This window comes from Pseudooceanicola sp. DL12 (assembly GCF_056270665.1).
On record NZ_CM149884.1, the window covers coordinates 3,509,086 to 3,521,654 of the forward strand.

General features: G+C 63.1%; 11 protein-coding genes and 1 tRNA gene. 9 read left to right on the forward strand and 3 right to left on the reverse strand.

What is annotated here, in order from left to right; all coding sequences use genetic code 11:
• Nucleotides 1–6 precede the first annotated feature (6 nt).
• Nucleotides 7–2,214: an arylsulfatase gene (locus AC0WR5_RS16290; protein WP_475864693.1), complete on the forward strand. Its 2,208-nt coding sequence runs from the start codon at nt 7–9 to the stop codon at nt 2,212–2,214.
• A 273-nt stretch (nt 2,215–2,487) separates the two neighbouring features.
• Here AC0WR5_RS16290 and AC0WR5_RS16295 read toward each other — a convergent pair.
• Together AC0WR5_RS16295 and AC0WR5_RS16300 are read right to left on the reverse strand one after the other, a co-directional pair.
• Nucleotides 2,488–2,564, reverse strand: a tRNA-Arg gene (locus tag AC0WR5_RS16295).
• Nucleotides 2,565–2,710: 146 nt separating this feature from the next.
• Nucleotides 2,711–4,111, reverse strand: a complete 1,401-nt coding sequence (locus AC0WR5_RS16300; RefSeq protein WP_475864695.1) for a sensor histidine kinase — start codon at nt 4,109–4,111, stop codon at nt 2,711–2,713.
• A 458-nt stretch (nt 4,112–4,569) separates the two neighbouring features.
• Here AC0WR5_RS16300 and rpmH point away from each other — a divergent pair, with 458 nt between their 5' ends.
• The 8 genes from rpmH (at nt 4,570) to yihA (ending at nt 11,925) form a co-directional block, all read left to right on the forward strand.
• A complete protein-coding gene (rpmH, locus tag AC0WR5_RS16305) occupies nt 4,570–4,704 on the forward strand; it encodes a 50S ribosomal protein L34 (RefSeq protein ID WP_005980833.1) in 135 nt (44 codons plus the stop codon).
• Between the two features lie 43 nt (nt 4,705–4,747).
• Complete coding sequence (rnpA, locus tag AC0WR5_RS16310) at nt 4,748–5,248, forward strand: ribonuclease P protein component (RefSeq protein WP_475864697.1); 501 nt, start codon at nt 4,748–4,750, stop codon at nt 5,246–5,248.
• The gene (gene yidD, locus AC0WR5_RS16315; RefSeq protein WP_475864699.1) at nt 5,245–5,517 is read left to right on the forward strand and encodes a membrane protein insertion efficiency factor YidD; all 273 of its coding nucleotides are present in this window, start codon (nt 5,245–5,247) and stop codon (nt 5,515–5,517) included. The genes rnpA and yidD overlap by 4 nt, the downstream gene beginning before the upstream one ends.
• Nucleotides 5,518–5,650: 133 nt before the next feature.
• Complete coding sequence (gene ttcA / locus AC0WR5_RS16320; protein WP_475864700.1) at nt 5,651–6,514, forward strand: tRNA 2-thiocytidine(32) synthetase TtcA; 864 nt, start codon at nt 5,651–5,653, stop codon at nt 6,512–6,514.
• Nucleotides 6,515–6,568: 54 nt separating this feature from the next.
• Complete coding sequence (locus tag AC0WR5_RS16325) at nt 6,569–8,116, forward strand: putative bifunctional diguanylate cyclase/phosphodiesterase (RefSeq protein WP_475864701.1); 1,548 nt, start codon at nt 6,569–6,571, stop codon at nt 8,114–8,116.
• Between the two features lie 600 nt (nt 8,117–8,716).
• Nucleotides 8,717–10,537 carry a membrane protein insertase YidC gene (yidC, locus tag AC0WR5_RS16330; protein WP_475864703.1) on the forward strand — a complete coding sequence of 607 codons (1,821 nt, stop codon included), beginning with the start codon at nt 8,717–8,719 and terminating at the stop codon, nt 10,535–10,537.
• Nucleotides 10,538–11,275: an MOSC domain-containing protein gene (locus tag AC0WR5_RS16335; protein ID WP_475864705.1), complete on the forward strand. Its 738-nt coding sequence runs from the start codon at nt 10,538–10,540 to the stop codon at nt 11,273–11,275.
• Entirely contained in the window at nt 11,272–11,925 is a 654-nt protein-coding gene (yihA, locus tag AC0WR5_RS16340; protein WP_475864707.1) for a ribosome biogenesis GTP-binding protein YihA/YsxC, read from the forward strand. The genes AC0WR5_RS16335 and yihA overlap by 4 nt, the downstream gene beginning before the upstream one ends.
• A gap of 33 nt (nt 11,926–11,958) precedes the next feature.
• On the opposite strand, the gene AC0WR5_RS16345 is transcribed toward yihA, so the two are convergent.
• Nucleotides 11,959–12,480, reverse strand: a complete 522-nt coding sequence (locus AC0WR5_RS16345; RefSeq protein WP_475864709.1) for an outer membrane protein — start codon at nt 12,478–12,480, stop codon at nt 11,959–11,961.
• Nucleotides 12,481–12,569 lie beyond the last annotated feature (89 nt).

Here is a 12,569-nt window from a genome sequence, read left to right on the forward strand (position 1 = left end):
GAAATAATGAGCAGTTTCCAGGGCCAGATTGGCCGCACCGTCGCAGACTCCACGCCCTGGTGGCCGGTGCGCGAACATGGCGACCAGGTTCGGCCGAACATCGTCACCATCGTCTTTGACGATACCGGGTGGTCCGATTTCGGCTGCTACGGCTCCGAGGTGGCGACGCCGGCGATCGATGCGCTGGCCGGAGATGGCCTGCGGTTCAACAATTTCCATGTCACGCCGCTCTGTTCACCGACACGCGCCTCGATGATGACCGGGCGCAATCACCATAACGTCGGCATGCGCAGCCTGGCCGACAACGACACCGGCTTTCCCAACGGGCGCGGCGCGGTAAGGCCGGACATCCCGATGCTGCCGCAGATGCTGCGCGACGGGGGCTACGGCACCTACATGGTGGGCAAGTGGCACCTTGCGCCCACACATGAACAGGTGCCCGCCGGACCCTTCCACAACTGGCCGGTCCGTCGCGGCTTTGATCGGTTCTACGGGTTCCTCGGAGGCTGCACCGACCAGTATGCGCCCGAGCTCATCCAGGACAACCATCCGGTCGATCCGCCGCAGAACGAGGGCTATCACCTGTCGGAAGACCTCTGTGACCGGGCCATCAGCTACCTGCGTGACCACGTGACCTATCGGGAGACGGATCCGTTCTATCTGCACGTCGCCTTTGGCGCGACCCATGCCCCGATCCAGGTGCCCGAACCCTATGTGTCGCGCAACGAAGCACGCTTTGCCCGCGGCTGGGACGCGGTGCGCGAAGACAGGCTGGCCCGGCAGAAGGCCGCCGGACTGGTGCCAGAAGAGACCGACCTCGTGCCCCGGGATGCAGAGGTACCGGCCTGGAGCGAACTGAGCGCAGACGAGCAGAAGCTTTTCACCCGGCTTCAGGCGGCCTTTGCCGGCTTTCTGGAACATACCGATGTCCAGATCGGGCGGCTGATCTCGGAGCTGCGGCGGCTGGAGCTCTTCGACAATACGATCATCCTGATCCTGTCGGACAACGGCGCCTCGCGCGAGGGCGGCCCGACGGGCGCGGTGAATTGCAACGCCCCCTACAGCGGTGCCCCCGAGAGCGTGGCCGAGATGCTGCCGCGCCTCAACGAGATCGGCGGCAGGAACGGGCCAGCCCATTACCCGATGGGCTGGGCCATGGCCGGCAACACCCCCTTCCGCAAGTACAAGCAATATGTCGAGCTGGGCGGCACCCGCTCGCCGCTCGTGGTCAGCTGGCCGCGCGGCATCCGCGATAGCGGCGCGGTGCGCGACCAGTTCCTGCACGTCATCGACCTGGCCCCCACCCTGCTGCAGCTGGCGGGCTGCGACCACGCAGCGGCCTTTGACGGGCAGAGTTTCCGCGAGGTGCTCCTCTCCCCCACCGCCCCCGCCCCGCGCGTGACCCAGTACTGGGAGACCTTTGGCCGGCGCGCGATCTGGAACAATGGCTGGAAGGCCGCCACGGAGCATGAAAAGGGCGACGACTATGCCATCGACACCTGGCATCTCTACGACACGACCCGGGATTTCTCGGAGCGCCACGACCTTGCGACGCAACATCCCGAACGCCTGAGAGCATTGCAGGATCTGTGGTGGCAGGAGGCCGAGAGCAACGAGGTACTGCCTCTGGATGACCGCACCCTGGTGGATCTGATCAATTTCCGCGCGCCGATGGGCCTTGTTTCGCGACGCGAGATCGTGCTGCGGCCGGGCCAGGGGCACCTAGGGCAACCCTCGCTCGTCACCTCTTCGGATCGGTCCATGGAAATCGCCTGTCATCTGACGGGCCCGTGGCGGGGCGAGGCCGGCGTGCTGATTTCTTCCGGCGACGATATCGGGGGCTATTCGCTCTTCGTACAGGAAGGGGCGCTGCAGCTGGTCCATATCCGTCAGGGGGTCGCACACCACATGACCGCTCCCGTCCCAAGGGGCGCGCAGGAGCTGTCAATGGTCTGGCACCTCGGCACCACGGAACAGGCCACCGCCAGCCTCTTTGCCGACGGGCACCGCCTGGCCCGCAGTGACATGGGCCGGGCCACCCGTCACAATTCCTTCTGGGGGCTCGACGTGGGTCGAGATGCGGCACGTCCTGTCACGGACCGGTATCAGGCGCCCTTCCCGTTTCCGGCGGACAGCCTCGATCGGGTCGTTATGCGCTTCTTCGAGGAGATGGATGCGGAAGCCATGGCGCAGGTGATGGAAAGCATCGAATAGCCCCACGGGCTTGGGCCACGACCACATGTCCGCTGGATGCCCCCGCCCTGCCCGGCCGGGGGCATTTCTCTTGCGTTGCGGAAGAAACCTGCCGGGAATGGCATCACCCGCCCACAGAAAGCGCCTTTCAACATTGACGCTGGGCCTCGCCGGACCTTAGCCGGCCCGCAAAAAGTGCATCGTCATGTCAGGTAATGAAAAACGCTTAAACCGGCCCTGCGGGATGTCCATTCGGACAGCCTCGGCGAGCGATTTCAGCCAGATAGGGGAAAGTGGCGCACCGAGGAGGATTCGAACCCCCGACCCCTTGATTCGTAGTCAAGTACTCTATCCAGCTGAGCTATCGGTGCGTGTGGGGGGTCATCTACAGGTGGGGTCGGAGGTCCGCAAGAGGAAAATTCGAAAAAATCGACATCAGCAAAGAAAACCTGTGGATAGATTCATTTTGCCGTTTCCAACCCTGCCAGCGAGGCCCCCTCGCCCAAGAGGAAGGGCCTCAGCGCGCGGCCACCGCCACGTTCGAGATTTCCTTGGGCAGCTCGATGAGGAAGACCGTGCCCTCCGGCCCGGTGCTCTCGAGCGCGATGTGGCCGCCATGTCCGCGAACCAGCTCGGCCGAGATGACGAGACCGAGCCCGGTCCCGCCCTTGCGTGCCCCACCTTGGAATGGCGTGAAGAGATTCTCGCGTGCCTTGGGGGGCAAACCCGGACCCGTGTCGGAGACGCGAATCCGCCAGCAGCTGTCGGTCTCCTCCGCAGAAACGGCGATCTCTCCCGATTCTCCCGAGCTCTCGATGGCCTGCCGGGCATTGCGGACGAGGTTGAAGATGACGCGATAGAGCTGCTCCGGATCGGCACGCAGGCGCAGGGTCGCTGGCACATCCTCGGCAAAGGAGATGTCGTGTTCCCCGACGGCCAGACGCTCGCTGTCGATCACGTCGCCCACCACGTCCATCAGGGCGATCTGGGCCAGCCGAGGAGCAGGTTCCTCGGCACGACCGAAGGTCAGCGTCGCCTCGCAGAGGTTCACGGCGCGGCTGATCGAATTCACCACCTTGGGGGCAAGGCGGGTAACGGCCGGGTCCTTGGAGGTCTCGAGCCGGTCGGTGAAGAGCTGTGCCGACGTGAGGATGTTGCGCAGGTCATGGCTGATCTTGGCCACGGCAGAGCCGAGCTGGGCCAGGCGCTCCTTCTGCCGGAGCGAGGCGGTGAGCTGGGTCTGCAGGTCATGCAGGGCATCCTCGGCCTCGCGCAGGTCGCGGATCGAGGCAGTGGGCTCGATGATGCGCCGCGTGTCCTCGGGATTTTCCGCATAGGTATGCATGTGGCCGATCAGCTCCTTGATCGGGCGCAGGATGAAGCCGCGCACAGCAATGAAGAGCAGGAAGGCCGTGACCACGGCAACAAGAGCAGAGACCACGAACATGTTGGCGGCATATTCCAGCATTGCCGCCCGCAGCGGATCCGTGGACATGGTAACCTCGATCAGCAGGCCGGCCTTTTTCACCGGGTTGCCGATGACACGGATCACCTCGTTCCGGGGATCGAAAAGACGGTGCAGCGCATCGCGGATCAGCTCTGCCGCAGTCGGGTCGCGCAGATCGTAGGTGGCTGTCACCGGTTCGGGCACCGGGGAAGAGAGCACGAGCTCGCGCGCCTGGTCGCGGCGCAGCACCACGTTGTAGACGCCGGCGTTGCGCAGTAGCTCCTGTTCCAGGTCCGGGCTGATCATGTCGTCGGCCAGCAGCGCCATGGAGGCGATCTGGGCGCGCTCGAGGCGCGACAGCAGGTAATCCTCGCGGAAACGCGCGATCGAGGGCACGAGAATCAGTATCTCTGCCAAGATCACGAAGAGAACCGTGATGATCAGGAAGCGGCCGGAAAGAGAGCGAAACATGACACCTTGGCCCGACGGTCCGCCCTCCGCAGGACATCTGCGGAAGCCGGGAGATTGCGATATTCGGCGAAAAATAGTCGTTTCGCAGCGGTTTGCCCAGCGCCGAGAACAGCTTGCCTTGCCTCACGGGGCTGTAAATCGCTCGAGATCGGTCCGAATTCCCCCTATGCGTGTGCACCAAACCTCTGCCCCGCCCGTTTCGGCCCTGGATGGCCACATATTGAAGAGCCGCGGCAGAAAGGGCAGAAAACGTGGGGAAAACCCCGTATGCGGGTTTGACAAGCGCCAGAGGCCTTCTTATAGACCGGGCTTCGAACACGCGGGCCTCGGGGCGATTCCCGGATTGCACCCGCCTGCCCATGTTCTGATCCGGGAGTTTTCGGTGAAAACCATCCGACGGAACGCAAGAGTAACGCCCCGGTGGAAGAGCCGGCGGGGATAGAAACGGAGACGGAGCGATGAAACGCACCTACCAACCTTCGAACCTGGTCCGCAAGCGGCGCCACGGTTTCCGCGCCCGCATGGCCACCAAGGCCGGCCGGAAAATCCTGAACGCCCGTCGCGCACGCGGCCGCAAGTCGCTGAGCGCGTAAGATACGCGCCAGCGCTTCCCTTCTCAGGAAGCGGTTCAGAAACATGACACCGCCGAATGCCCAGCCCGATCCCGCAGATGTGGAAGAGACGGTGACGGCGTCGGCGGTTTCTGCATGTGTGGATGACACTGTCGATCCCGGCGGATACCGGCAGGCCGGCGTGCTGAACGTGCTGACGCAGCGCAAGGATTTCCTGGCAGCGGCACGAGCCCGGCGCATGGGCGCGCCCGCCTTCATGGTCCAGGCTCGCCGACGCGACGACGACGGCCCTGCCCGCATCGGATTTACCTGCTCGAAGAAGGTCGGCAACGCGGTGGCCCGCAACCGGGCCAAACGCCGCCTGCGCGAGATCGCCCGCGCCGTGCTGCCCGCTCGGGGACGGCCCGGCTGGGATTACGTGCTGATCGGCCGGCATGAGGCCACTGCCAGCCGTAAGTTCGCCCTCCTGCTGACTGACCTGGAAGAGGCCCTGCAGAAACTGCACGAAGGCCGAACCGACAGCGCCCGCCGCCCCAAGGAGCCCGGGCGGGACCGCAAGCGATGACCCCCGGCGCCTGGATCCTGTCACTGCCGATCCGCGCCTATCGGCTGATCTTCTCGCCCTGGGTGGGACACAACTGCCGCTACGACCCGACCTGCTCCGCCTATATCCTGGAAGCGCTTGAGAAACATGGCGCGGTCAGAGGCCTTGAGTTGTCGATCCACCGAGTATCCCGTTGCCATCCCTGGGGTGGCATGGGCGTAGACGATGTGCCCGATCCGGTACCGCGCAAGGACCGCCACGCACAGGGGCATGATCACGACCACGGATGACCGGCCACGCGGGCGGGATTACAAAACCCTCCGCCCCCTGTCATTCTTCGCTATTGTGCCCTAAACATCGCCGATCCTCTTTTCCCGGGTTCCCGGAACAACCTCCGGCCCCGATACCATTCAGGGTGCAGCCATGCTGGACGACAACGACGATATCCACGCGCTCTTTGCCGGCGCCCCGAGTACCACGGAATTCCGCAAGCTGCGCAAGCGGATCGTACGCCAGACCCGCGAAGCCATCGAGCAATACGGCATGGTCGAAAAGGGCGCCAAATGGCTGGTCTGCCTTTCGGGTGGCAAGGACAGTTACACCCTGCTGGCGGTTCTGCACGAGTTGCAATGGCGCGGGCTGCTGCCGGTCGAACTTGTGGCCTGCAACCTCGACCAGGGGCAGCCCGGCTTTCCCGCTACGGTGCTACCCGAATTCCTGGAAAAGATGGGCGTGCCACACCGGATCGAGTACCAGGACACGTATTCGGTAGTGATGGACAAGGTGCCGCAGGGACGGACCTATTGTGCACTCTGCTCACGCCTGCGGCGCGGCAACCTCTATCGCATCGCCCGCGAGGAAGGCTGTTCGGCCGTGGTGCTGGGTCATCACCGTGATGACATCCTCGAGACGTTTTTCATGAATCTCTTCCATGGCGGGCGCCTGGCCACGATGCCGCCGAAGCTTGTGAACGAGGAAGGGGATCTCTTCCTCTATCGCCCGCTGGCCCATGTGGCCGAAGCGGACTGCGAGAAGTTCGCCAGGGCGATGAATTATCCGATCATCCCCTGCGATCTCTGCGGCTCGCAGGACGGGCTGCAGCGGCAGCAGGTCAAGCAGATCCTGGACCAGTGGGAAAGCAACAGCCCCGGCCGCCGTCAGGTGATGTTCCGGGCGCTGATGAATGCGCGCCCCTCACACCTGCTTGATCCGAAACTCTTCGATTTCGCGGGGCTGCAGCTTGGTCCGCGCAACCGGGAAGAGGATTCGATTCCGACCCTCCGTTAAACCGCTGTTGAGTTTCTCGGAATAGCTTGCCGGCAGAATGGTCGGAAGGCTGTGATGAGTGCATTTGACGGAAAAGACTGGGCCAAGCTGCGCATCGGTATAAGGCGCGCACTGACCGGCCCTCAAATGCTGGCTCTTCTGCCGGCGATCTGCCTGGCTGCCTTCTGGCTTGGCGGTGAAGCCGCGCTTATCCTCTCCGCTGTCCTTCTACCGATGCTCTATGGCCTAGCGGGCGAGTTGCGGCAGGTCGAAAAGCCGGACCTGAGAAGCTACGACAGCGTCACCGGCCTCCCCCTGCGCGACACGCTGGAGCGTGTTCTGGAGCACGCTCTGCAGATGCAGCAGCAATCACCGCGGCGCACCGCTTGCCTGATAATCGAGGTCGATGATTTCGAGACCTTCTCCGAGCGCTATGGGCAGAGCGCATCCGATGCCGTGCTGCACCGCTGCGGAGAAAGGCTGCGAGCAGGACTTCGTGACGACGATGTGCTCTGCAAGATCGGGCAGTCGAGCTTTGGCATCGCCGTGGCGCCGGTCACCCACCTTGACCTGGAAGCGATGATCCAGCTGGCCGCCCGCCTGCAGACCGGCCTCGAGGAACCGGTCTCGCTCGACGCCACGACGATCTATCTCTCCTGCTCCATCGGCTTCTGTCTCGGCGTGCGCAGCCCCCTGCCCACGGGCGGCTCACTGCTCGCAGCGGCACAGGCCGCCATGGACGAGGCCGCGCGCTATGCCCCATCGGCCATCCGATCCTATTCCGTCGACATGCAGCGCCGGCACCAGACACGCACCATCGTGGCCGAGGAAGTGGCCTCGGCGCTCGAAAAGGGACAGATCATACCCTTCTTCCAGCCTCAGGTCTCGACTGACACGGGCCTGGTCACCGGCTTCGAATCGCTGGCGCGCTGGTGCCATCCCGAACGCGGGATGATCTCTCCGGCCGAATTCCTTCCGGTGGTCCAGCAGTCGGGCCAGATGGAGCGGTTGGGCGACGCGATGCTGATGCAGGCATTACTGGCCCTGCGCCGCTGGGATGACGCCGGGATCAAGGTACCGCAGGTAGGCGTGAACTTTGCCACCGATGACCTGTTGAACCCGCGCCTGGTCGAGAAGATCCGCTGGCAGCTGGACCGATATGGCCTCGAACCGGAGCGCCTTGCGATCGAAGTACTGGAAACCGTCGTTGCCGCCTCTCCCGACGACGTCATTGCGCGCAATATCAATGCCCTGGCCGAAATGGGCTGTCGGATCGACCTGGATGACTTCGGCACCGGTCATGCCTCGATCTCCTCGATCCGCCGCTTTTCCGTCGAGCGGCTCAAAATCGACCGTAGTTTCATCATGAAAGTCGACAAGGATATCGAGCAACAGCGCATGGTGGCGGCGATCCTGACCATGGCCGAACGGCTTGGCCTGGAAACGCTTGCCGAGGGTGTCGAAACCGCAGGAGAACACACGATGCTGGCCCAGCTTGGCTGTCGGCATATCCAGGGTTTTGAAGTGGCGCGCCCCATGCCTTTCGAGCAGACGGTCGAGTGGGTTCGATCCTATCATGCCGGTCTGATAGAGGCCCCAAAGTTCGGAAACCGTGGCGCCTGACGCCGCGCGCTCCTGATCCGAAGCCGGACCTGCGACTCGGCCAGGCAACATGAGCTGACGTTCGTGGCCTGTTCTGCCGCGCCTTCTAGCAGGGGACTCATTTTCCTGTGAACGGCAGAGGCCAGCCCGGACGGTTCCCGCACTACAGGCGAAAGACCTGAGGCCGTGCATATTCCATGGCACCACATACTCGTGAAGTGATGCTCCGACGTGGGGATGACAGGCCACATGGCACGCGCGAATACCCCGCGAGCGCCCCAGGGTTGCGCCGGTCAGCTTTGTAACTGGAAACGCGGCCCTTTTTCCGACGGCCTGGACGAAGCACCAAGGCAACCGGCCTCCGCTCTTCGCCAGTGCCCCCAGCGCGGTGGCCCCCAGGCCGCCCCGGTTCTCTCGCCACCACACCGCAGGCCGGCAATGAGGAACACGCCGGCAAGCATGAACCAGCAAAAGGGTCTTCGCCGGACAAGCCCGACGATTGTCTCGCGACGCGCGGGATTCTCACGGAATCCGCGAAGCCCCTTGACCTTTTGGCCCCTGACAGGTTGAACGCCCCAAGACCAAACTCCAGATCCGTAAAGACCAAGGGTGGCGCTGTCCATGGACGATCAGAACAAGAACCTCATTCTGGCCACGGTGCTGAGCTTTATCGTTGTGGTCGTCTGGTTCCTTGTCTTCCCGCCGGAGGACCAGGCACCCGACCCCATTCCGGAAGTCAGCGAACAGGTGGAAGGCCTGCCGGAAATGACCGGCGACCAGACGTTCACCGGTGAAACCGCGAACCAGGTGGCCCAGGCCGACAGCTCGCCCGTCGCCGGCTCCATCCGCGTGCCGGTGCAAACCCCCAGCCTGTCGGGCAGCATCGCCCTGACCGGCGGTCGGATCGATGACATCGAACTGACCCAGTACCGTCAGACCCTGGACCCGGATTCCGATGACGTCGTTCTGTTCCGTCCGCAGGGCGTCGTCGACGCCTACTATGCCTTCTATGGCTGGCTCGGCTCGGACATCGATCCCTCTGCCCTGCCCGGATCCGATACCCCCTGGGAACTGGAAAGCGGCGACACCCTGACGCCCGACAGCCCGATCACCATCAAGTGGGACAACGGCCAGGGCCTGATCTTCCGCCAGACCTACTCGGTCGACGACAAGTTCATGTTCAACGTCGAGCAGTCCGTGGAGAATACCACCGATCAGACGGTGACCCTGCGCCCCTATGGCCTGCTGCGCCAGCACGGCCGCCCCTCTGACCTGCAGAACTACTTCGTGGTGCACGAGGGCCTGATCCGCATGTCGGACGGTGAGCTGCAGGAAGAAACCTACAAGAAGATGGACAAGATGGATGTCGATCCGCGTGAAGGCACTCGCGCCGACCGGATCGAGGTGGCGGACGATGGCTGGGTCGGCTTCACCGGCCACTACTGGATGAGCACGCTGATCCCTGGCAACCAACCGTTCCGCTCCACTGTCAAGTTCTACGAGAGCCAGGACATCTATCAAACGGAGGCAGTCCTGAATCCGGTGCAGGTTGCGGCCGGCGGCACCTACAATGCCGATACGCATCTCTTCGCCGGAGCAAAGGAATACGAAACCATCAAGGCCTATCAGGAAGACGGCGTGCCGCGCTTCATCGACTCTATCGACTGGGGCTGGTTCTTCTTCCTGACCAAGCCGATCTTCTGGCTGATCCACTGGCTGCACGGCTTCATCGGCAACATGGGCTGGACCATCATCCTGATGACCTTCTTCCTGAAGGCCCTGCTTTTCCCGCTGGCCTACAAGTCCTACGCCTCTATGGCGAAGATGAAGGAACTCCAGCCCCAGATGACCGCGATGAAGGAGCGTGCCGGCGACGACCGCGCGAAACTTCAGAAGGAAATGATGGAGCTCTATAAGCGTGAGAAGGTGAACCCGGCCGCAGGCTGCCTGCCCGTGCTGCTGCAGATCCCGATCTTCTTCTCGCTCTACAAGGTGATCTTCGTCACACTTGAGCTGCGTCAACAGCCTTGGATCCTGTGGATCCACGACCTTTCGGCACCCGACCCCACCTCGATCCTGAACTTCTTCGGCCTGTTCCCCTGGAACACGCCCGGCCTCGACAGCCCGCTGCACATCATCAGCATCGGTGTCCTGCCGATCCTCCTGGGTGTCTCGATGTGGCTGCAGCAGCGCCTGAACCCGGCGCCCGCCGAACCGGCGCAACAGATGATCTTTGCCTGGATGCCCTGGGTGTTCATGTTCATGCTGGGCCGTTTTGCCAGCGGGCTGGTGCTCTACTGGATCACCAACAACACGATCACCTTTACGCAACAGTACCTGATCATGCGCAGCCACGGCTACAAGCCGGACGTCTTTGGCAACATGCGTGAATCGATCCCCTTCCTGAAGAGCAAGAAGGCTGACGGGAAGGGTTCTAAATAAGTGCTGGGCAGCGTCGCGCAGATCTGGCGGCATCCGATCAAGGGTATCGGAGCCGAGCCGCTGGAGAGCGCGGCGCTGACCGAAAACAGGCCCCTGCCCGGAGACCGGGCCTGGGCCATGTTGACCGGAGGGAGCCGCGACACCGGCCATTGGCAGCCATGCCGCCATTTCGCCCGCGGCTGCTATGGTCCGCAGCTGATGGCGATAACGGCCAGAACCGAGGGCGAGCGAATCCATCTTGCCCACCCCACCCAGGGACAGCTTGATCTGAACCCTGCCACCGATGGCGGGGCCTTGCATGACTGGTTGACGCCGATCTGGCCCGCAGAGCGACCGCCGCTGGGCCAGCTGGTAAAGGCCCCCGAGGAGGGCATGAGCGATGCCAATTACGCCTGTCTCTCCATCCTGGGCCAAGCTTCGCTGAATGCGCTCTCCGACGCCTGTGGCAGCAGACTTGACCAGCGGCGTTTCCGCGGCAACCTTTGGATCAGCGGTCTGGAGCCTTGGGAAGAACTCGACTGGGTCGGACGCCAAATCCGGTTTGGCGATACGATACTCGAGGTGACGGAGCGGATCGGCCGCTGCCGCGCCACCGAAGCGAACCCTGAGACAGGGGAGCGTGACGTGGAGACGCTGCAGGTGCTGCGCCGCACCTGGGGCCATACGGATTTCGGTGTGAAAGCCCGCGTGATACAGGGCGGTACGATCACCCTCGATCAAAAGGCAGAACTGCTGTGAACACCCTTCCCTTTCCCGTCGCTGAAGAGCCAGATCCCCAGATCGCCGAAAATGGGCGCCTGCTGTTTGCCGGCCCGGTGGATTTCGTCAAGGGCGTCGTGGCCATGGACGGCCTGCCCGATGCCGATCGCCTGGAGGTCTGCTTTGCCGGCCGGTCCAACGTGGGTAAATCGAGCCTGATCAACGCGCTGACCGGGCGCAAGAGCATTGCCCGTGCATCGAACACTCCCGGCCGCACCCAGGAAATCAACTATTTCGCGCTTGGCGAAGAACGCTATCTCGTCGACCTGCCGGGCTATGGCTTTGCAAATGCGCCCCTGCCCGTGGTCGAGAAATGGCAAAGGCTGCTGAAACGCTACCTTTCCGGACGCCAGACCCTGCGGCGCGCCTTCGTGCTGATCGACTCGCGCCATGGCGTGAAGGCCGTGGACGAGGAGATCATGAAGCTACTGGACAGCAGTGCCGTGACCTTTCAGGTAGTCATGACCAAGACGGACAAGGTGAAGGCAAAGGACCGCGAAGCGATCCTGTCACAGGTGCGCACAGCCCTTTCCAAGCACCCTGCTGCATTTCCGGAGATCGTTCTTACGTCCTCGGAAAAGGGCGACGGAATCCCCACCCTTCGCGCTATCATCGCTACATTGACCTGACCGCGGCGGCGCCCTGACCGGCGGCGGCGAGCCTCAAAAGCGATAGTTCAGGCGCACGGCCAGCACGTTGACATCCAGATCGCTGCCGGTACGCGCGAAATTGTCGAACTGGTGATGCAGGATCTCTCCACCGATCGATATCTTCTCGGACAGCGGGTGTTCTGCCCCGATACCGAAGAGGTATCCGTTGCTGGCGCCGAACCCGCCTCGCGCCCGTGCAAGCCCAGCCACACCGTAGAGGTAAGTATTCCGCAGCCCATAGCCCGCCTTCAACTTGAGGCGTGCAATGTTGTCTATCGGCTGGACCTGGGTGGCAATGGGGCTTCGGGTATATTCTATCTCTGCCCCGACAAGGCCGTCGCCGACATGCCGGTCGACACCGAGATGGAGGCTGCGTGACTTGGTATCGCTGTTCTCGGTGGCCAAGCCAAGGTTCGCACCGAGGTAGGTCCCCGACCAATCCTTGGTCCCTGCCGAAGCCACGTGCGCCGCGCCGCAGATCGCTGCGGCTGTCAGGGCCAGGAGGCCGGCGCGGGAGGCGAGACATTTGTCCATGCCTCACAAACGCACAAAATTGCGAAAAGTTCATTTATGCGTGAGTGATTCCAGGATCACTACCGGAAAAGGAAATCTCAGAGCTTCGT